The sequence below is a fragment of the Mesorhizobium sp. WSM4807 genome (assembly GCF_055811615.1).
Genome location: NZ_JBVVQY010000005.1, coordinates 19697 through 40619 on the forward strand (window position 1 = coordinate 19697; position 20923 = coordinate 40619).

At 63.5% G+C, this 20923-nt stretch carries 18 protein-coding genes and 1 pseudogene; 9 read left to right on the forward strand and 10 right to left on the reverse strand.

All coding sequences use genetic code 11. From position 1 onward, the window contains the following. Positions 1-109 precede the first annotated feature (109 nt). Complete coding sequence (locus AC0L3N_RS07865) at positions 110-748, reverse strand: NrsF family protein (protein ID WP_473546839.1); 639 nt, start codon at positions 746-748, stop codon at positions 110-112. 1 nt (position 749) lies between these two features. Next, positions 750-1301 (reverse strand): sigma-70 family RNA polymerase sigma factor, encoded by a 552-nt coding sequence (locus AC0L3N_RS07870; protein WP_473546849.1) that lies wholly within the window; start codon positions 1299-1301, stop codon positions 750-752. 206 nt (positions 1302-1507) lie between these two features. Here AC0L3N_RS07870 and AC0L3N_RS07875 point away from each other — a divergent pair, with 206 nt between their 5' ends. The 3 genes from AC0L3N_RS07875 (at position 1508) to AC0L3N_RS07885 (ending at position 5357) form a co-directional block, all read left to right on the forward strand. After that, positions 1508-2515 (forward strand): iron ABC transporter substrate-binding protein, encoded by a 1008-nt coding sequence (locus AC0L3N_RS07875; protein WP_473546851.1) that lies wholly within the window; start codon positions 1508-1510, stop codon positions 2513-2515. A gap of 176 nt (positions 2516-2691) precedes the next feature. After that, entirely contained in the window at positions 2692-4278 is a 1587-nt protein-coding gene (locus AC0L3N_RS07880) for an ABC transporter permease (protein ID WP_473546853.1), read from the forward strand. Continuing rightward, positions 4275-5357 carry an ABC transporter ATP-binding protein gene (locus AC0L3N_RS07885; protein WP_473546855.1) on the forward strand — a complete coding sequence of 361 codons (1083 nt, stop codon included), beginning with the start codon at positions 4275-4277 and terminating at the stop codon, positions 5355-5357. Before AC0L3N_RS07880 ends, AC0L3N_RS07885 begins: the two co-directional genes overlap by 4 nt. 48 nt (positions 5358-5405) lie before the next feature. Here the strand turns inward: AC0L3N_RS07885 and AC0L3N_RS07890 are convergent, their stop codons facing one another. The 5 genes and pseudogenes from AC0L3N_RS07890 to tlpA all read right to left on the reverse strand — a co-directional run bounded on the left by AC0L3N_RS07890 (position 5406) and on the right by tlpA (position 10645). Next, complete coding sequence (locus AC0L3N_RS07890; RefSeq protein WP_473546857.1) at positions 5406-6473, reverse strand: sn-glycerol-3-phosphate import ATP-binding protein UgpC; 1068 nt, start codon at positions 6471-6473, stop codon at positions 5406-5408. 7 nt (positions 6474-6480) lie between these two features. Then, positions 6481-7326: a sn-glycerol-3-phosphate ABC transporter permease UgpE gene (ugpE, locus tag AC0L3N_RS07895; RefSeq protein ID WP_473546859.1), complete on the reverse strand. Its 846-nt coding sequence runs from the start codon at positions 7324-7326 to the stop codon at positions 6481-6483. A gap of 8 nt (positions 7327-7334) precedes the next feature. Next, positions 7335-8216 (reverse strand): sn-glycerol-3-phosphate ABC transporter permease UgpA, encoded by an 882-nt coding sequence (gene ugpA, locus AC0L3N_RS07900; RefSeq protein WP_473547265.1) that lies wholly within the window; start codon positions 8214-8216, stop codon positions 7335-7337. 82 nt (positions 8217-8298) lie between these two features. Continuing rightward, positions 8299-9608 (reverse strand): annotated as a pseudogene (gene ugpB / locus AC0L3N_RS07905) (sn-glycerol-3-phosphate ABC transporter substrate-binding protein UgpB). Positions 9609-9958: 350 nt separating this feature from the next. Beyond that, the gene (tlpA, locus tag AC0L3N_RS07910; RefSeq protein ID WP_473546861.1) at positions 9959-10645 is read right to left on the reverse strand and encodes a thiol:disulfide interchange protein TlpA; all 687 of its coding nucleotides are present in this window, start codon (positions 10643-10645) and stop codon (positions 9959-9961) included. Positions 10646-10679: 34 nt separating this feature from the next. Between tlpA and argH the strand changes: the two genes are divergently transcribed. The 3 genes from argH to lysA all read left to right on the forward strand — a co-directional run bounded on the left by argH (position 10680) and on the right by lysA (position 13836). Next, entirely contained in the window at positions 10680-12080 is a 1401-nt protein-coding gene (gene argH, locus AC0L3N_RS07915) for an argininosuccinate lyase (RefSeq protein WP_473546863.1), read from the forward strand. A gap of 228 nt (positions 12081-12308) precedes the next feature. Next, positions 12309-12515 (forward strand): lipoprotein, encoded by a 207-nt coding sequence (locus AC0L3N_RS07920; RefSeq protein ID WP_095493413.1) that lies wholly within the window; start codon positions 12309-12311, stop codon positions 12513-12515. A 52-nt stretch (positions 12516-12567) separates the two neighbouring features. Then, positions 12568-13836, forward strand: a complete 1269-nt coding sequence (lysA, locus tag AC0L3N_RS07925; protein WP_473546865.1) for a diaminopimelate decarboxylase — start codon at positions 12568-12570, stop codon at positions 13834-13836. A 74-nt stretch (positions 13837-13910) separates the two neighbouring features. Here lysA and AC0L3N_RS07930 read toward each other — a convergent pair whose 3' ends face one another. Beyond that, entirely contained in the window at positions 13911-14213 is a 303-nt protein-coding gene (locus AC0L3N_RS07930) for an ArsR/SmtB family transcription factor (RefSeq protein ID WP_192365059.1), read from the reverse strand. Positions 14214-14263: 50 nt separating this feature from the next. On the opposite strand from AC0L3N_RS07930, the gene AC0L3N_RS07935 reads away from it, so the two are divergent. Both AC0L3N_RS07935 and AC0L3N_RS07940 read left to right on the forward strand, forming a co-directional pair. Next, positions 14264-15205, forward strand: a complete 942-nt coding sequence (locus AC0L3N_RS07935) for a threonine/serine dehydratase (RefSeq protein ID WP_473546867.1) — start codon at positions 14264-14266, stop codon at positions 15203-15205. A gap of 173 nt (positions 15206-15378) precedes the next feature. Continuing rightward, a complete protein-coding gene (locus AC0L3N_RS07940; protein WP_473546869.1) occupies positions 15379-18027 on the forward strand; it encodes a TIGR02302 family protein in 2649 nt (882 codons plus the stop codon). Positions 18028-18039: 12 nt separating this feature from the next. Here AC0L3N_RS07940 and AC0L3N_RS07945 read toward each other — a convergent pair whose 3' ends face one another. Continuing rightward, positions 18040-18897: a LysR family transcriptional regulator gene (locus AC0L3N_RS07945; protein ID WP_473546871.1), complete on the reverse strand. Its 858-nt coding sequence runs from the start codon at positions 18895-18897 to the stop codon at positions 18040-18042. A 278-nt stretch (positions 18898-19175) separates the two neighbouring features. Between AC0L3N_RS07945 and AC0L3N_RS07950 the strand changes: the two genes are divergently transcribed. After that, positions 19176-20126, forward strand: coding sequence for a DMT family transporter (locus AC0L3N_RS07950; RefSeq protein ID WP_473546873.1), 951 nt, complete (start codon positions 19176-19178; stop codon positions 20124-20126). A 121-nt stretch (positions 20127-20247) separates the two neighbouring features. Here AC0L3N_RS07950 and AC0L3N_RS07955 read toward each other — a convergent pair whose 3' ends face one another. Next, positions 20248-20619, reverse strand: coding sequence for a response regulator (locus tag AC0L3N_RS07955; protein ID WP_027153386.1), 372 nt, complete (start codon positions 20617-20619; stop codon positions 20248-20250). Positions 20620-20923: the final 304 nt, after the last annotated feature.

Consider the following 20923-nt stretch of genomic DNA (forward strand, 5'->3'; position numbering starts at 1 on the left):
TCGGCACGGGCGAGCGAAACTTCCGCTTGGGGTCGAACTAGGTCGTTCAGAATGAATGAGTTTTGACCTTAGAGCATCACGGTCTCCGCTCGCGGGCTGTCGCTTGTCGCTACCAGCGCACGAAAAGCCGCCCGCCGAGCGCGCCGAGCCCGGCGAGTATGGCAATTGCGATCGTGTACCAGGTGGCGACGAAAAGCGGCGAGTCGTCGAAGCAGTGTGCGGCATAGAAAGTTGCCGCCAGCCCACCGGCGAGCAGGCCCGCCACCGTTCCGGCAAGCACCGGCCGCGTCGGCGCGCCATAGCGCAACACCGCTAGGAAAACGGCGAGCGGACCGATGCCGATCAGCGGAATAAATGTCAGGCAGATGACCAGATTGCTGCCGACCAGCCGCCGGCCCCAGTCGGCTGCAGGCACGGAAAGGAGCTCCAGCACCACCGCCACGGCCACCAGCAGCGGTGCGACAATCATCCAGGCCGCCCTCCTGTTCGTCGATGCACCGGGAGTCGACAGCGCGCGGATCAAGGCGAAGGCGCTGACGGCCAGAGCCATCGTGAAGACAAACTTGGCGAGGAAGCGCATCGTATGCATGGCGGTGGCGATGTCGGTGCGTGGGCCGATCGCCAGCCAGAAAACCACCGCCGCGATCAGCGTAGCCGCACCGGCGCCTATCCACCAGGCCGAGCCAAGCGGCATCGCCGTGCTGCGGGCATCGGCGTCGAGCGCCTTGATGAGATCGTCGGTCCTCATGTCATTCCCGCCCGAATTGTTTGGCCCCGAACCGTTTAGCAATAGCTGCGAGCCCACGATGCAGCGACACGCGCACCGCCGTCTCGCTGATGCCGAACTTCACCGCCGTCTCGCCAATGGAACGGCCTTCGACCGACACCGACGAAACCACGGAACGCTGCGCCGGCGGCAGGCCGTCCAGGGCACGATTGATGTCGCGCTCGCTGACCGTCTCGGCCTCCGGTTCGGCGAAGGTCTCGGCGATCTCGTCGATCTCGATCTCGATGCGCCGCCCGCGCCGCCGAAAGGCGTCGATCAGCTTGAAACGCGCTATGGCGTAGACCCAGGGCAGCACAGCCAAATCCTGGCGCCAGGTATGCCGTTTCACATGAATGGCCAGCAAGGTTTCCTGCACGACATCCTCGGGATCGACACCGCCCTGAACGATCTTGCGCCTGATAAAGCCTCGAACGAGAGCAGCCGTCCGGCGCAGAAAGTCGGCGTAAGCCTTTTCATCTCCCGCGATCGCGGCCCGCATCAGCCGGGAAAGCTCGGCTTCGTCCTTGCCGGTCACAAGAGTTCACTCCCGATATTCGCGCCTCGGCGCTGATTTGTTACGTGGCCGGCGAAATAATGTCCAAGCCAAAATATGGGAATATCACGAAGGTTTCACCTCCGGCGCCCGATTACGCAGCTCATCAATGTTGACTACACCGGTCAGGAATTGATAGGTGCAGCCTTGCTAAATCAAGACCATCGAGATCGAGAGGGATGACGTCCATGAAATATGCTCTTTCCGCCCTTGCCGGTGCCACGGCACTTGCAATCAGCCTGATCGCCGGCCCGGCGATGGCCCAGGACGGCGGCATCGTCGTCTACAATGCCCAGCACGAAAGCCTGACCAATGCCTGGGTTGAAGGTTTCACCAAGGAAACCGGCATCAAGGTCACCGTTCGCCACGGCGGCGACAGCGATTTCTCCAACCAGATCGTCGCCGAAGGCGCCGCCTCGCCGGCTGACGTGTTCCTGACGGAAAACTCGCCCGCCATGGTGCTGGTCGAGTCATCAGGCCTGTTCGCGCCGGTCGACGCCGACACGCAGGCGCAGATTCCCAAGGAGTATCAGCCGGCCAGCGGCAAATGGGTGGGCATCGCCGCGCGCAGCACCGTCTTTGCCTACAACAAGACCAAGCTGACCGCCGAGCAGTTGCCCAAGTCGCTGCTTGAACTCGCCGATCCGAGCTGGAAGGGACGCTGGGCCGCTTCGCCGTCCGGCGCCGATTTCCAGGCGATCGTCAGCGCCCTTTTGCAGCTCAAGGGTGAGGCCGCGACGGCCGACTGGCTGAAGGCGATGAAGGAGAATTTCACCGCCTACAAAGGCAACAGCACGGTGATGAAGGCGGTCAATGCCGGCGAGATCGAAGGCGGCGTGATCTATCACTATTACTACTACGGCGACCAGGCCAAGACCGGCGAGAACAGCAAGAACGTCGGGCTCCACTATTTCAAGAACCAGGATCCGGGCGCGTTCGTCTCGGTTTCCGGCGGTGGCGTGCTGGCCTCCAGCAAGCACCCGAAGGAGGCCCAGGCCTTCCTGAAATGGGTGACCGGCAAGGGTGGTCAGGACGTGCTGAAGACCGGCAATTCCTTCGAATACGCCGTCGGCAAGGGCGCGGATTCGAATCCGGCGCTGGTGCCGCTGGCCGATCTGCAGGCGCCGAAGGTCGACGCGACGACGCTGAACTCCAAGAAGGTGACCGATCTGATGACGGCAGCCGGCTTGCTTTAGTTAGCGTTCGTCCTAAAAGGGCAACCGACTGCGCTCCTGCGGGAATTCGCTTTCCGCAGGAGCGCTCTGTTTTTCGAGATGGCATTCGTCCATGACGACAGACTGCGTTTTTGGCCACATTGTCGGCCCTTCGACCGTTTCCGCCACCGGGCGGCAGCGGCGCGGCGTCTGAGCTGATGCAGTCTGCAGCCGACCTTGCACGTTCAGGCTTGCCGACCGGCGTGGCGGCTGGGCAATGGACGCGCCGGCGGCCGATATCCTGGATTTCGCTCGCCGCCATCCTGGTCTCACTTTTCTCCCTGCTGCCGCTCGCCTTCATCATCTGGATTGCCGTGCAGACCGGGTGGGAAACCGTATCGGCACTGGTGTTCCGGCCGCGCGTCGGCGAGCTGCTGGTCAACACCCTGCTTTTGGTGGTGCTGGCCGCACCGATCTGCATCGTGCTCTCGGTGGCGCTGGCCTGGCTGACCGAACGCAGCAGTCTTCCCGGTGCCCGCCTGTGGGCCTGGCTGTCGGTGGCGCCGCTCGCCATCCCCGCCTTCGTCCACAGCTACGCCTGGATAACCCTGGTGCCGGGACTGCACGGCCTGTGGGCCGGCGTGCTAGTTTCCGTCGTCGCCTATTTCCCGTTCCTCTATCTGCCGGTGGCGGCAGCTTTGCGCCGGCTCGATCCTGCTCTCGAAGATGCCGCGGCAGCCGTCGGGCTCGGGCCGTGGCGCGTGTTCCGGCGGGTGGTGCTGCCGCAGCTCAGGCTCGCCATCTGCGGCGGCTCGCTGCTGGTCGGCCTGCATCTCCTGGCGGAATACGGCCTCTACGTGTTCATCCGCTTCGACACCTTCACCACGGCGATCGTGGACCAGTTCCAGTCGACCTTCAACGGCCCCGCCGCCAACATGCTGGCAGCGGTGCTGGTGACATGCTGTTTCGTGCTGCTTGGGATCGAAGTGCTCGTGCGCGGCGAGGAGCGCTATGCCCGCGTCGGCTCGGGCGCCGCGCGCCAGCAGCAACGCACAAGGCTCGGCCGCGCCACGATCCCGTGCCTCCTGCTGCCGGTGGTCACCACCCTGCTGGCGCTGGGCGTGCCGTTCGTCACCATCGGCCGCTGGCTCGTGGCCGGCGGTGCTGATGTCTGGCGCCTCGATGAGATCGGCCTGGCGCTCGGCCAGACCCTGTTCCTGGCGCTCGCCGGTGCCCTGCTCGCCACCATCGCTGCCATGCCGATGGCCTGGATCTCGATCCGCGCGCCTGGACCGCTGCAGCGTCTCCTGGAGGGCTGCAACTACATCGTCGGATCGCTGCCCGGCGTCGTCGTGGCGCTGGCGCTGGTCACCATCACTGTGCGCATCGCCTTGCCGCTCTATCAGACCCTGTTCACGATCCTCGTTGCCTATGCGCTGATGTTCCTGCCGCGCGCCCTGATCAGCCTGCGGGCGTCGATCGCGCAGGCGCCGGTCGAGCTCGAACGCGCCGCCGCCAGTCTCGGCCGGTCACCGCTCAAGGCGCTGTGGTCGACGACGATCCGCCTGTCGGCGCCGGGTGCCGCGGCAGGCATGGCGCTGGTGGCGCTCGGCATCATGAACGAATTGACCGCCACGCAGATGCTGGCGCCCAACGGCACCCGGACGCTGGCGATGGCGTTCTGGGCCCACAGCGGCGAGATCGACTATGCGTCCGCCGCACCTTACGCCCTGATCATGGTGGCGATGTCGCTGCCCCTGACCTGGCTGCTCTATGTCCAGTCGAAGCGGATGGCCGGACGATGAGCTTCCTCGAACTCACCGATGTGCACAAGCACTATGGCCCGGTGGCCGCACTGGCCGGTGTCGACCTCAGCGTGGCCAGCGGCAGCCGCACCGCGATCGTCGGGCCGTCCGGCTGCGGCAAGACGACCTTGCTGCGCCTGATCGCCGGCTTCGAGGCGCCGGACCAGGGCCGCATCGTGCTCGACGGCGAGGTGCTGGCCAATGGCGGCGCCGCCGTGCCCGCATATCGGCGCGGCATTGGCGTGGTGGCGCAGGACGGCGCCCTGTTCCCGCATCTGAGCATCGCCGCCAATATCGGTTTCGGCATGGGACGCCACGAGGACAAGCGCACCGAGCGCATCGTCGAGCTCGCCTATATCGTCGGGCTCGACAAAGCGATCCTGAAACGCCGGCCGCACGAGCTCTCCGGCGGCCAGCAGCAGCGTGTGGCGCTGGCCCGCGCCATGGCCATGAAGCCGCGGCTGATGCTTCTCGACGAACCGTTCTCGGCGCTCGACACCGGTCTGCGCGCCTCGATGCGCAAGGCTGTGGCCGAACTTCTGGAGACCGCAGGCATCACCACGATCCTGGTCACGCACGACCAGGCCGAGGCGCTGTCCTTTGCCAGCCAGGTCGCGGTGATGCGCGACGGCATATTTTCGCAGGTCGGCACGCCGCGCGAACTCTATCTCAAACCGAAGGACAGGATGGTCGCCGAATTCCTCGGCGATGCCATCATCCTGCCGGCAAAGATCGCGGACGGTTTCGCCAGCTCGCCGCTCGGCCGCATCGCCGTCGACAGCACCAAGCGGCGCGATATCGTCCGCATCATGCTGCGGCCGGAACAGGTGCTGCTGAAACGGACCTCGCGTGAAGGCATGTCGGGCACGCCGGACATGCTGTTCGGCGAGGTCATGGAGTCCGAATTCGCCGGCTCGATGTGCACCATCGCGGTGCGGCTGTTGAACAGTCCCGATCCGCCGGACGCAGCCGCGATCGGCAACACGCCATTGATCCTGCGCAAGCCGGGCATGGACACACCGGTGGTTGGCGAGATCGTCCGGCTGACGGTGTCGGGAAAGGCGCATGTATTTGCCTGAACGGTCTTGCGTCTCGCGCAGCTCGCCAGTCAGGCCGACAGGCTGGCTTCAATCGACCCGCTTACCGGCCTGTTCGAACCAGTGCAGCTTTTCGGTCCTGGCCACGACGCGCAACTGGTCACCGGGCTTGGCGGTGGCGCGCCCTGAGACGCGCACGACGATACGGCTGCCGGCTGCTGCACAATGAAGAAAGCTTTCGGCACCGACCGGCTCGACCGCCTCGACTGTCGCCGGCAGGACGAGCGCACCGGGCAGCGCCTCCGCATTGAAGGTGACGTCGGCATCTTCCGGGCGAAAACCCAGTATCACGGCTGGTGTTTCGGGGGCCGCGAAGCCGATCGCCGTGCCGTCGGCCAGCATCGGGCCTGAGGAACTTCCGGTCAGCGCCAGAAGGTTCATCGGCGGCGCGCCGATGAAGGAAGCGACGAAGATCGAAGCCGGCTTTTCGTAGATGTCGAGCGGCGCGCCCGTTTGCTCGACCAGTCCGGCGTTCATGACAACAAGGGTGTCGGCCAGCGTCATCGCCTCGAGCTGGTCGTGGGTGACATAGACCGAAGTGACGCCAAGCTTGCGCTGCAAATTCTTGATCTCGACCCGCATCTGGCCGCGCAATTTGGCATCGAGATTGCTGAGCGGCTCGTCGAACAGGAAGACTTTTGGATTGCGCACGATGGCGCGGCCCATGGCAACACGCTGGCGCTGGCCGCCGGAAAGCTCGCGCGGGCGCCGGTCGAGCAGCGCCGAGAGCTCCAGCACCTTGGCGGTCGAGCGCACCCTGCTGTCGATCTCGTCCTTGGGCGTGCCGCGATTGCGCAGGCCATAGGCCATGTTGTCGTAGACCTTCATATGCGGGTAGAGCGCGTAGTTCTGGAACACCATGGCGATGTCGCGCTCGGTCGGGCCGATGGCGTTGACCACCTTGCCGTCGATGGCGACCGTACCGGCAGAAATCGTCTCCAACCCGGCGATCATTCTGAGAAGGGTGGATTTGCCGCAGCCGGATGGACCGACCAGCACGCAAAGCTCCTTGTCGGGAATGGCGATGGAGACGCCCTTCACGGCTTCGACCCCGCTGGGATAGACCTTCTTTACGTCCTTCAGATCGACGGTCGCCATCGGCTTCTCACTTTTCGGATTCGACCAGGCCGCGCACGAACCAGCGTTGCATCAGCACGACCACCAGGATCGGCGGCACGATGGCCAGCATCGCCGTGACCATGACCAGGTGCCATTCGGTATCGGCATCGGCGAAGGAAACCATCTTTCTCAGTGCGATGACGATGGTGTTCATATCGTTGCTGTTGGTGACGAGCAGCGGCCAGAGATACTGCGTCCAGCCGTAGATGAAGAGGATCACGAACAGCGCCGCGATGTTGGTGCGCGACAACGGCAAGAGAATATCGAAGAAGAAGCGCCATGGCCCGGCACCGTCGACACGCGCCGCCTCGACCAATTCGCCCGGTATGGTCATGAAGAACTGGCGGAACAGCAGCGTCGCGGTGGCCGAGGCGATTAGCGGGATGATCAGGCCGGCATAGGTGTCGATCATGCCGAGATCGACCATCACCTTGTAGGTCGGCAGGATGCGCACCTCCACGGGAAGCATCAAGGTGATGAAGATCAGCCAGAAGAAGGTCATGCGCAGCGGAAAGCGGAAGAACACGATCGCATAGGCCGACAGGATCGAGATGAAGATCTTTCCCACCGCAACGCCAAACGCCATGATCGTGGTGTTGAGGAGCAGTTGGCCGACGCTGACGCCGCCGATGCGGCCAATGCCGCCGAACAGCGCCTCGCTGTAATTGTTCCATAGCTGGCCGGGCAAGAGCGGCAGTGGCGGCCTGAGGATGGTTTGCAGCGTGTGTGTCGAGGCAACGAAGGTGTAGTAGATCGGAAAAACCACGATCAATATGCCGAGGATGAGCCCGGCATGGGCGATGAAGGAGCGGAGCGGGGATTGGCCGATCATCGCTGCCCTCAACCGTAATGGACTTTGCGTTCCACGTAGCGGAACTGGATGGCGGTGAGCGCGATGACGATGGCCATCAGGATGACCGACTGCGCCGCCGAGTCACCCAGGATCAGATTGACGAAGCCGTCATTGTAGACCTTGTAGACCAGCGTCTCGGTCGTCTTGCCCGGCCCGCCGCCGGTGACGGCATGAACGATGCCGAAAGTGTCGAATAGGGCATAGACCGTGTTGACCAGCAGGAAAAAGGTCGTCGGCGCGAGCAGCGGGAAGACGATGGTCCAGAAGCGCTTGGTCTCACCGGCGCCATCCATGGCCGCCGCCTCGATCAGCGTTTTCGGCACCGCCTGCAGGCCGGCGACGAAGAACAGGAAATTGTAGCTGATCTGCTTCCAGGCAGCCGCCGATACCAGCAGGATCATGGCGTGGGTGCCGTTGAGCAGCGGATCCCAGGCGATGCCGTGGCTTCTCAGCAAATAGGCCAACGAGCCGATCGAAGGATTGAACAGAAAAAGCCACAGCATGCCGGCAATCGCCGGCGCCACGGCATAAGGCCATATCAACAATGTGCGGTAGAGGCCTTTGCCGCGCACTGCCTTCTCGGCCATGACCGCAAGCAGGAGGGCCACACCCATGGCAACGATCGCCGTCGCAAGCGAAAACACCACCGTGACCTTGATCGAGTTGAGGTAGGCCGGATCGGCCAGCACTTTCCGGAAATTGGCGAACCAGACGAACTTGGTCCTCAGCCCGAACGGGTCCTGTCTGAGCATCGACTGGTAAAGCGCCTGACCGGCCGGCCAGTAGAAGAAAACCAGTGTTATGGCGAGTTGTGGCGCCACCAGCAGGAAGGGCAGGATCTTGTTGGGAAAGACGATGCGTGGAGACAGGCTGATTTTCCCTCGCTATCCAGGGGTCGCCCACGCCAGCTCGCGTGGGCGATATTCCAATCGACCAACCGAGATAATCTCGTCAGTTCTCTAGCGCTTCCTTGATCGCGGCGTTGCCGCGCGTGACCGCGTTGTCAAGCGCCTGCTGAGCGGTTTGCTGGCCGGCCAGCATCTTCTCCAACTCCTCATTCTGGATATCGCGCACCTGCGGCAGATTCGGCAGGCGCACGCCCTTCGAGTTGTCGGTCGGCGCCTTGCCCGTCATCTGCAGGATGGGCGTCTCGCGGCCGGGGTTCTTGCCATAGAATCCTGATTTCTTGGTCGCCTCGTAGGCGGCGAGCGTCACTGGCAGGTATCCCGACTTCTGGTGCAGATATTCCTGCACATCGGTCTTGGAGAGGTAGGCGAAGAAGGCCGCGACGCCCTTGTACTGCTCGTCCGACTTGTTGCCGAACACCCACAGGCTGGCACCGCCCGGCGTGGTGTTTTGCGGTGCGCCCTTGGCGTCGCTATCGTAGGGAAGCTGACCGATGCCATAGTTCATGCCGGACTTGACGATGTCGCCGAGGCCGCCCGACGATTCGGTGAAGATACCGCATTCGCCGGCAAGGAAGATCTGCTTGGCTTCGGAGGTGCGCCCGCCATATTTGAAGGTGCCGTCCTTGGCGAGGTCTGCGAGCGCCTGGAAGTGGTTGACGAAAATCGGCGCATTGATCTTGAGCTCGACATCACCGCCGGCCAGACCGTTCTGCTGGGTGGCCCAGGACACATCATTCCACGCCGCGAAATTCTCCAAATGGATCCAGGTCAGCCAGGTCGAGGTGTAGCCGCATGAGGCGGCGCCGCTCGTCTTGATCTTCTTGGCAGCTTCCCACACCTCGTTCCAGGTCTTGGGCGGGTTGTTCACGTCGAGGCCCGCCTTCTGGAAGATGTCCTTGCTGTAGTAGAGGATCGGCGAGGAGGAGTTGTAGGGGAAGGACAGCATGGTGCCGTCCGGCTTCGAATAATAGCCGACGATGCCGGGCAGATACTGGCTCTTGTCGAAGGTCACCCCGGCACCGGTCATCACCTCGGCCACCGGCTTGATCGCACCCTCGGCCGCCATCATCACGCCGGTACCGACATCGAACACCTGGAGGATATCGGGCGCCTGTCCGGCGAGGAAGGCGGCGATGCCGGCATTCAGCGTCTCGGGATAGGTGCCCTTGAACACCGGAACCAGCTCATAGTCGCTCTGACTGGCGTTGAAATCCTTGGAGATCTTGTCGCGACCTCGGCGTTGGCGCCGGTCATGGCGTGCCACCAGCTGATCTGCGTGACGGCGAAGGCGGAGGTGGTGGAAAGCAGGGTCAAGGTGGCGGCAACACCGGCCGCGAAGCCGAAGAACTTCATGTTTCATCTCCCGTTTTGTCATTGGCGAAAGGCACTCTCGCAAAGGCAATATGTGCCGCTCGTGACAATTGGACAACGGATTTGTTGCGGATCGATGAACTCGATCTCCACTTAAAGTGGTGCACGCTTCCGAATGATAGTCGATGGAAAGGAATTGCCAAGCCGGCTTACTGTTCGAACAAGGACGACGGGACCGGCAATCGCCGGCGCCTAAAGCGCGTCGCGTTGAATGGCTTCATGCGACGCGCTTTAGGTCCTTGTTTTGATGCATGTCGTTATCGCAAAACCGCTGCGCACCCTCGGGTCAGGCCCTGGGTCGGGCCCGAGGGCATGCTTGTGCGCGACATGCGTTAGTCCGACTTGCCGAGTGCCGTCTCGACCAGCCGCTTGGCATCCGGGCTCGACCACTCGGCAGGGCCGTTCATGTGAGCGATCAGGCAGCCTTCACCGTCGATCAGCATGGTGACCGGCAGGCCGAGCGCCAGGCCGCGCGTCTTGAGATCGTTGAACAACGCCATCGTCGAATCACGATAATAGCCGAGCGCCTCGACGCCGGTTTCCTCGAGGAACTTTTTTGGCTTGGTGTCGTCGCCGGCATCGACATTGACCGCGACGACCTCGAAAGCGTCGCTGCCCATTTCTTTCTGCAGCGCGTCGAGCGCCGGCATTTCGGCGCGGCACGGCGCGCACCATGTCGCCCACAGATTGAGCAGCACCGTCTTGCCGGCATGGTCGGCGAGCGTCATCGGCTTGCCGCCAGGGTCGTTGAAGGCAAGGCTTTTCAGCGATTGCGGCGGATCGGCCGGCAAGAGTGCGGCAACCTGGCCGGTGGCAGCCGCCGCGACCGTCTTGGCGCGGTCAGCCTTGGCGGCGCAGGCGACATCGTCCTTGCTGTCGTCAACGGCGACTTGAGCGGGCGCGTTGTTGCCAGAACCGCTCTCGCTGACATATACCGCGACCGCGCCGGCCAGCACGCCCGCCACCAAAGCGGCGAGGATGAGGCGCGGGGCCGGAAAAAATTGATTGCCGTCTGCCATTTTTAAAAACTGCTCCGGAGCACGGGTTATAGCGATGAGCGACAAGAAGGCCAGCAACCAGATGTGGGGCGGACGTTTTGCCTCGGGTCCGGCCGCGATCATGGAAGCGATCAACGCGTCGATCTCGTTCGACCGCAAGCTCTACGCGCAGGATATCAGAGGCTCGATCGCCCATAGCGAGATGCTGGCGCAAACGGGCATTATTTCGGCGGCCGATCAAGGAAAAATCGCTCACGGGCTGAACACGATCCTGGCAGAGATCGAAGCCGGCACTTTCGAGTTCTCGACCAGGCTGGAAGACATCCACATGAATGTCGAGGCTCGCCTTGCGGAACTGATCGGGCCGGCCGCCGGCCGCCTGCACACCGCCCGTTCGCGCAACGACCAGGTGGCGGTCGATCTCAGACTGTGGGTCAAGGACGAATGCTTTCGCGTCGCCGAGGCGCTGAAGGGCCTGATCACGGCGTTCCTGGAACGGGCCGAGGAGCATGCGGCAACTGTGATGCCCGGCTTCACCCATATGCAGGCGGCGCAGCCGGTGACCTTCGGCCACCACTGCATGGCCTATGTCGAGATGTTTTCGCGCGACCTGTCGCGGGTTCGCGACGCCATCGAACGGATGGACGAAAGCCCGCTCGGTGCCGCCGCCCTTGCCGGCACCAGCTTTCCGATCGACCGGCACCACACGGCCAAGGCGCTTGGCTTCCGCGAACCGATGCGCAACTCGCTGGACAGCGTTTCGGACCGCGATTTCGCGCTTGAATTCTTAGGGTTGGCGGCAATCTGCGCGACGCATCTGTCGCGGCTGGCCGAAGAGATCATCATCTGGTCGACGCCGCAATTCGGATTCGTCAGGCTGTCGGACTCATTCTCTACCGGCTCCTCGATCATGCCGCAGAAAAAGAACCCCGACGCCGCCGAACTGGTGCGCGGCAAGACCGGCCGCGTCACTGGCCATCTGGTCGGTCTGCTGACGGTGATGAAGGGCATGCCGCTGACTTATGGCAAGGACATGCAGGAGGACAAGGAATCCGTGTTCGACGCCGCCGAGACGCTTGACCTGATGCTGGCGGCGATGACCGGCATGGTGCGCGACATGACGGTGAACGCTGCCGCCATGAAGAAGGCCGCCGGGTCAGGCTATGCGACCGCGACCGATCTCGCCGACTGGCTGGTGCGCACCCTCGGCCTGCCGTTCCGCGAGGCGCATCATGTCACCGGCCGCGCGGTGGCGCTGGCCGAAGAGAAGAAGATCGGGCTCGACAGGCTGCCGCTGGAAGACTTGCAGTCCATTCACCCCGGGATCACGGCGGACGTGTTTTCCGTGCTTGCCGTGCAGAACTCGGTGAAGAGCCGCACGAGCTTCGGCGGCACCGCGCCGTCGGAAGTGAGGAAGCAGATCCGATACTGGAAAAAGCACATTGCCAAGGCGTGATGCTCGTGCGGCGAATCCGAAATTCGCATCACGTTGGAGCAGCGCGGCGAGCGAATTTCGGATTCAAAAGCCGCACGAGTTAATTGATGAATTCTAGTGTGGTTTTGGATTTGAAGTTCCTTAACGCGAATGCCATCAATGACAGGAACTTCAAATCCACCACACTAGGTGCAATGCCAGAAAAACTCGGCTAAAAGCGGCGGGCAAAAGTTTCGGACGGATGGATCGATGACCGCAAGCAGGATTTTGGTGACGCTCGCGCTGCTGGCGGCGCTGGCAACCGTAACGGCCTGCGGCAGGAAAGCCGGGCTCGAGACGCCCTATGAGGCGGCCGTGCAGGCGCGCAAGGACGCACAAAAGGCCGAGCAGCCCGTGCCGCCCGAGCCGGAAAAACCGGTCAAGGACAAGAAGTTCATTCTCGACCCGTTGATCTAGAGCCGATGAGATCGGCCGATCTCATCGTGCTCCAACTTCCGGAACCGCTCTTGTGAACCATTTCGACTACCGCGACGGCGTGCTGCATGCCGAGGACGTGGCGATATCAGATATCGCGGCAAGCGTCGGCACACCGTTCTATTGTTATTCGACGGCGACGCTGACCAGGCATTTCCACGTGTTTGCGCAGGCCTTTGCCGGGCTCGACGCGCTGGTCTGCTATGCCATGAAGGCGAATTCCAACCAGGCGGTGCTGAAGATCCTGGCAAAACTCGGCGCCGGCGCCGACGTGGTCTCGGAAGGCGAACTGCGCCGCGCGCTGGCCGCCGGCATTCCGGCCAACAAGATCCTGTTTTCGGGCGTCGGCAAGACCGCGCGCGAAATGGATTTTGCGCTCTCGGCCGGCATTCTCTGTTTCAACGTCGAATCCGAGGCGGAACTGGAACTGCTGTCGACCCGCGCCACGGCCCTGGGCAAGGTGGCGTCGATCTCGATGCGCATCAACCCGGATGTCGATGCCAAGACCCACAAGAAGATCTCCACCGGCAGGGCCGAGAACAAGTTCGGCATTCCCTGGCAGAAGGCGCGCCAGGTCTATGCCCGCGCGGCTGAACTGCCTGGCATCAAGGTCACCGGTATCGACACCCATATCGGCAGCCAGATCACCGAATTGCAGCCCTTCGACGACGCCTTCGCGCTGCTGGTGGAACTGGTCGGCGTGCTTCGTGCCGACGGGCACGCCATCGAGCATATCGATCTCGGCGGCGGTCTCGGCATTCCCTACCGCGTCGACAACAGCCCCCCTCCGTTGCCGGACGCTTATGCCCAGATCGTCAGGAAGCACGTCGCCAAGCTCGGGCTGAAGGTGATGTTCGAGCCGGGCCGGCTGATCGTCGGCAATGCCGGTGTCCTCGTCTCGCAAGTGATCTTCGTGAAGGAGGGCGACGCCAAGAACTTCCTGGTCGTCGACGCCGCGATGAACGATCTGATCCGGCCGACACTCTATGACGCCTTCCATGACATCAAGCCGGTGGTGCAGCAGCCGGCCGTGGCGCCGCGCATGACGGTCGACGTCGTCGGCCCGGTCTGCGAGACCGGCGATTATCTCGGCCTCGACCGCGACCTGCCGCGGCTCAAGGCCGGCGACCTGATCGCCGTCGCCACCGCCGGCGCCTATGGCGCGGTGCAGGCCGGTACCTACAACACCCGCCTGTTGGTGCCCGAAGTGCTGGTCGACGGCGACCGTTTCCATGTCGTGCGCCGGCGCCAGACTTATGACGAGCTGATCGGGCTGGATTCGCTGCCTGATTGGCTGGAATAGACCCATGATCCCGAAAAGTGGGAACCGGATTTCGGAAAAGATCATGGTCAAACAAGAATAGATCGTCTGCAGCGCTACAGCCGGTGCTGAATCAGCGCCCTGGTCTCGGCGATCCTGCCCTCGTCGCGGCGATAGAATGTCCACTGCTTGATGCGTTTGCTGCGCAGAAGGCCCGCCTGGGTCAGCACTCGCATATGCTCGCTGAGCGTCGCCTGGGTGATGCCAAGCTTTTCGGCGATCAGCAGCGCGCAGACGCCGTCCTCGACCAGATCGCCATCGGCTTGCGGCGAAAAATGCACGCGCGGGTCCTTTAGCCAATCGAGGATTTGCAGCCTGCGCTCGTTGGCGATCGCCTTGAAGACATCAACCTCTTGCATTTAGCCATTTTGCTAAGTTACTAAGTGATGTCAACCCTTGGGAGCAGGCCATGCTGAACGGTAATAGGATCACCCGCGAGCGCATCGCCGCAATGGAACCGCGCATCCGGCCATTCGTGCGCCACACGCCGGTGCTGCGCGTCGACATGGCCGATTTCGGCCGTCCGCCTCTTGCCGTCGACCTGAAGCTGGAATGTCTGCAGCATTCCGGCTCGTTCAAGGCGCGCGGCGCGTTCACCAATCTTCTCGAACGGCCGGTTCCCGCGGCCGGCGTCGTCGCCGCATCCGGCGGCAATCACGGTGCCGCGGTCGCCTATGCCGCCATGCGGCTCGGCCACAAGGCGACGATCTTCGTTCCCGAAGTGAGTCCGCCGGCCAAGCTGGAACGCATCCGCGGCTACGGCGCCGAGTTGGTCGTCGGCGGCGCGCGCTATGCCGAGGCGCTGGCCGCCAGCGAAAGTTTCGCGGAAAAGTCCGGTGCGCTGCAGATCCACGCCTTCAACCAGGAAGAAACGCTTGTCGGGCAAGGCACGCTCGGCCTCGAGATCGAGGCTGACCTGCCGGAGCTCGACACGCTGCTGGTCGCCGTCGGTGGCGGCGGCCTGATCGGCGGCATCGCCGCCTGGTTTGCCGGCCGCATCAGGATCATCGCCGTCGAGCCCGAGGGTGCTCCGACGCTCTATCGCGCCTTCGAGGCCGGCCAGCCCGTCGATGCGCCGACTGAGGGCATCGCCGCCGATTCGCTGGCGCCGAAGCGCGTCGGCGAAATGATGTTTCCAATCGCCGAGGCCTTCGTCGAGCGTTCCATATTGGTCAGCGACGACGAGATCATCGCCGCGCAGGCGGCGCTTTGGGACCGGGTGCGAATCATATCCGAGCCGGGCGGCGCAGCGGCGTTCGCAGCGCTCCTGTCCGGCCGCTACGCGCCGGCTGCGGGCGAGCGTGTCGCCGTGCTGGTCTGCGGTGCAAACGCCAATCCGGCTAAATTCTGACGATAATGGAGGCAGTATCGTTCACGTTTTCGGGAACCGCCTCGCCTTCGCCGTGTTTGTTGATATGCTTCGAGTGACGTGCATCTAAAACTTTGAGTCCTTCGCATCCGATTTTCGGGCCGGTGCGATAGATTTGTGAGGTTCGGGTTATCCCGCCCGAGCAGGAAGGGCCGATGACGCAACGACCCACCTTCACCAGCGATCGCAGCCTGGCCGGGCGCCTTGCCCTGAGCCGGCTGGCGACGCGGGTCTCGATGACGGTCGAGCGTGGCTGGCCGTTGCTGCTTCCGCTGCTCATAGTCGCCAGCCTGTTCCTCAGCGCCTCGTGGCTCGGCCTCTTCCTTCTGCTGCCCGACGCGGCGCGCATGGGCCTCATGGCAGTGTTCGGCATCGCAGCCCTTGCCGCGCTCTATCCCCTGCGTTTCTTCCGGGTGCCGACCAGCGCCGAGATCGACCGGCGCATCGAGGCGGCCAACCAGTTGCTGCACAGCCCGGTGCTGGTGCAGACCGACCGGCCGAGCGGCAGGGAAAGCATATTTTCGCAAGCGCTGTGGCGCGAGCACCAGAAACGCATGGCCGAAAAACTCGGCAACCTCGGTGGCGACCTGCCGCGCACCCGGGTGCCGGAGCGCGACCCGTGGGGGCTGCGCGCCGTGGCTGCGCTTTTGTTGGTCACCGCCTTTGCCTTCTCGTTCGGACCGTCGGGCGGCCGCATCGCAGACGGGTTCAGTGCCCACGCGGCGCGGGACGCCGTGCCGCCGCGCATCGACGCCTGGGTGACGCCGCCGGCCTACACCGGCAGGCCGCCGGTCTTCCTCACGTCCCCAGCCCTCGCCAACCCAGCCCTCGCCGACAATGGCAATCAGGCTGCGCCCACCTTCACTGTTCCGGAAGGCAGCGATGTGTCGCTGCGCGTCACCGGCGGTTCCGGCGAGGAAACGCTGAGCTACGCCGACGCCGACGGCAACGCTCGCACCATCGAGCCGGCCGGTCAGCAGGCCGACGCGGCCGAGCCGGCGGCGGCAACGCCCTCCACGGCAACGCCCTCCACGGTGCGCCAGTTCACCGGAAAGCTGACCGCCAACGGCACGCTGACGCTGAACTCGGGCAATGACGAACTCGGCAACTGGGCCTTCGCGGTGATCCCTGACAAGCCGCCGCAGATCCGCTTCGTCGGCGAGCCGAAACGCGCCGTCAATGGCTCCTTCGAACTCAACTACCAGATCGACGACGACTATGGCGCGGCCTCCGCCAAGGCGGATTTCGTATTGGCCGACCCGCCGGCGCCGAATGCGCATCCGCTCTATGGCCCGCCCGAAATGCCGCTGACGCTGCCGCGCCGCGGCGCCAAGGGGAATGCCGCCAAGACCACCAAGGACCTGACCGAGCATGTCTGGGCCGGCGGCAACATCGAGCTCAGGCTTGTCGCCACCGACGACGCCGGACATACGGCAACCAGCGAAACCAAGACGCTGGTGATGCCGGAGCGGCCTTTCTCCAACCCGCTGGCGAGGGCCGTGATCGAGCAGCGCCGCGTGCTGGCGCTCGACGCCAACGCCAAGAGCCGCGTGCTCGACCTGATGGACGCGATCACGCTCAGGCCCGAAGACACGTTCGACAACATGGCGCACTACCTCGCCATCATGAGCGCCCGCACCCGTTTGAAGATGGCCGACAACGACGACAAGTTGCGCGACGAGGTCGCCTATCTGTGGGAGATCGCGCTCGGCATCGAGGAAGGCAATCTTTCGGAAGCCGAGCGGCGGCTGCGCCAGGCGCAGCAGGCGCTGCAGGACGCGATCAAGAACGGCGCCAGCGACGAGGAAATCGACAAGGCGATGAAGGAACTGCGCGAGGCGATGAACCAGTTCCTGCAGGAATTCGCCCAGCGTGCACAGCAGAATCCGAACGCGCCGCAGATGCAGCAGAACGGCCAGGAACTGCGCCAGAGCGACATCGAACGCATGATGGACCAGATCGAAAACCTGGCGAAATCAGGCGACCGCGACAGCGCGCAGCAATTGCTTTCGCAACTGCAGGACATGATGAACAATCTGCAGGCCGGACGTCAGCAGCAGGGCGGCCAGCAGAACAGCGAAATGCGCCAGCAGATGGACAAGCTCGGCGAGATCATGCGGCGCCAGCAGGAGATGATGAACGAGACCTTCCGCTTGGACCAGATGCAGCGCGGCCAGCAACAGCGCGGGCAGAATCGCGAAGAGCAGCTCGGCGAGAACGGTGAGCAGGGCCAAATGGGCGAACAGGGCGAGCAGCCCGACCCAGGTGAAGACCGTGATCCGCTCGGCCGGCCGAAGCCGATGACGCCGCAGGAATTCGCCGACGCGCTGAAGCGGTTGCAGGAAGGCCAGGGCAAGCTGCAAGGCGACCTCGAGCAGCTGAGAAAAGGCCTCGAAGGCATGGGTCTCGAGCCCAACGAAGGGTTTGGCGAGGCCGGCAAATCCATGGGCAATGCCGAGCAGGCGCTTGGCGACAGCGATGGCGACCAGGCCGTCGGTCACCAGGGCCGCGCGCTGGAAGCGTTGCGCAAGGGCGCCAAGGACATGATGAAGCAATTGCAGGCCATGCAGGGCGACGAGGGCGAAGGCGAGCGGGGCGGCCGCCAGCAGAACGCCGACCGCGATCCGCTCGGCCGGCCGCGCGCTACCGAAGGTCCCGATTTCGGCGATTCGGTGAAGGTCCCGGACGAAATCGACGTGCAGCGCGCCCGCCAGATCCTCGAAGCGATCCGCAAGCGGCTCGGCAACGCGCTCAGCCCCGACATCGAGCGCAGCTATCTGGAGCGGCTGCTGGAGCTGAAATAAAGCCGCCCTGCTCTAGCGGTTGGTGAACGCCTCGCGGATCGCCTCCTCCATGCCGTCGATGGCCTCGCCGGAAGCGTTCGGATTGCGGCGCAGCACCACGTTCGAGGAATCGATGTCGCCGAACCCATCGGCGGCCGTAAGTTCGCGGCAGCCGGCCGGGATGTTGCTGCGCGAGATCGGCGCGATCGCCAGCCCGGAGGTGACGGCGAGCCGCAGGCCGCCATTGGTGTCGCTGGTATAAGCGACACGATAGGCGAGGCCGCGCTGCTCCAGCGACTTGATCGCGAAATCCTTGCACCAGCCGGCACGGTTGTAGAGTGCGATCGGCACCGGCCGCTCCTCATGCATGTGATGCAGCTCCGACGTCACCCACACGGTCGGGTCATGCATCAGCACCTCACCGCCGGAGAGATCCTGCCATTCGAACACCACCGCCAGATCGAGTTCGCCGGCGGCGAGCGCCGCGATCTGCGCACCGGAATGCGCGTAGCGGACGGTGATGTCGACCTGAGGATGGCGCTTGGCAAAGGCGCCGAGCGCGCGCGACAGGATCGCGTGGCCATATTCCTCCGGGATGCCGATGCGCACCGGACCGCCAAGCGGCGCCGCGACCATCGATGCCGCCGTCTCGTCCAGCAGCGATACGATCCGGCGGGCGTTGACGATGAGCTCGCCGCCGCGGCGCGTCAGCGCAACACCACGCGAGCCACGCTCGAACAGGCTGTCGCCGACCACATCTTCGAGCTTCTTCATCTGCATCGAAACCGCCGATTGGGTACGGCCGGCCTGCTCCGCTGCCTTGGTGAAATTACCGGTGTCGGCAACCGCGACGAAGGTGCGCAGCAGATCGCTATCGAGTGAGGGCTTCATTTGTCCGCCATAAGAAAATCTGATTGCTGGTATCATTCCAATTCGTTTGCAACATGTCAAACGGCGGATAATAGTCGCTTCACCCATTGGATATGCGGCTGCGAAAATCGGCCGCGGACCAATCTAGAGTCCTCACTCGCACCCGCTGCCCGAAACGGTGGCGGGTTCTTTTTGATGTCGACCAAAAGTGCGCAGCGGTTTTGGGACAACGACATGCATAAACCAAAAATTGCCAGGCCCGGCTCTCGGGCCGCACACGCAAGGAGCCATTAAACGACATGAAGAACCGGATCGTCCTCGGCATGGCAAGCCTTTGCCTCGGCGTTCTGGTGTTCTCGCTCCAGGACCCGCTGATCAAGGCCGTATCGAGCACTTATCCGGTGACCGAGGTGATGGCGATCCGCTCGATCGTCGCCCTGCCCATTCTTCTCGTGCTCGTTCATGCCGACGTCGGGCTCAGCGCGATCTTTTCGAAGCGATTTCGCATGCTGACGATGCGCGCCTTCATCCTGTTCACCTCCTACACCGTCTACTACCTGGCGATCGCCGCCCTGCCGCTTGCCGACGCGGTGGCGCTCTATTTCATGGCACCGCTGTTCATCATGGCGCTTGCCGGCCCTTATCTCGGCGAACGGGTGGCGTGGCAGACGCTGGTCACCGTCATGGTCGGGATGCTGGGCGTGCTGGTGATGCTGCGGCCCGGTGCCGGGCTGTTCGACTGGGCAGCGCTGTTGTCGCTTGCCTCGGCGGTGCTGTACGGTTTTTCGCAGTTGATGGCCCGCAAGATCGGCGACACCGAATCATCCACAGTCATGGCGTTCTATCAAAACGGCGTCTATCTCCTGGGCGCTGCAGCGGTCGCCGGGCTGTTCTGGCTGGCAGGAATAGCTCACGCCACGCATCCGAGCCTCGAATTCCTGGTCAGGCCATGGACCTGGCCGACGCCGATCGATTTTCTGACGATGGCCGCCTGCGGCTTCGTCGCTTCGGCCGGGATGATCCTGTTGTCGCAAGCCTACCGGCTGGCGCCCGCCAACAGCGTCGCCACCTTCGAATACACCGGCATCATCTGGTCGCCGCTGTGGGGCTTCCTGTTCTTTGCCGAAGTGCCGCGATCGACCACCGTGGTCGGCGCCGCCCTCATCATCGGCGCCGGTCTGTTCGCGCTCCATGCCAGCCGGCGCCGGAGCAGCGGGCCGGCAATCGCGGCGACCTGCGATCCCGCCTGACCGCGATTAGGCTTGGATTCTAATGCATGTCGCCCAAAAGTGCGCAGCGGTTTTGGGACGACGACATGCATAAAAACAAGAACTTAAAGCGTCGCATGAATCCCTTCAGACGCGACGCACTTTAGGCAAAACAGGCGAGCGCCTGTTCGACACGCGCGCGGATTTCGGCCAGCGTGAACGGCTTCTGCACGACATCCACAATGACGCCGTTCAATTCCTCGGCGCGCTCGCGCTGGTCGGCATAGCCGGTCATCAGCAAGATCTTCATCGCCGGGAAAAGCGATGCAGCCGCCTTGGCCATTTGGATGCCATCCATTTCCGGCATGCGGATATCGGAGACGACAAGGTCGTAGCCGCCACGTGCTGCGCGGATCAGGGCAAGCCCTTGCGCGCCGTCGGCGGCGATGTCGATCATATGCCCGGCGCGTTCGAGCGCGCGGGCGGCGAGGGTGCGGACGGACTCATCGTCCTCGACGATCAGGAGCTTTGCCATAGCGGAAAGTTTCGCCGGGAAAAGTTGACTTTTCCTGAACCGCAACCGCAGTCAGGGAGAAAATCCGGAGCGCGCCGCATCGAAGAATTGCATACAGCGATTTCAAGCCCAGCGCACGGATCGAGCACCAAGGTGTGTTGAGATTCAGGTCAGGCCGAGTCGAAAACAGCGGCTTCCGAGAACCGGAGCGGAGCGTACTTTTGGTACGTGAGCCCGCGCATGATTTCGAAATCGAATTTGATTTCGGAAAGGTCATGCGCAAAATCAGAGTTCTACAGCGTCCTTTGCGCGCCCAAGAAGGCGC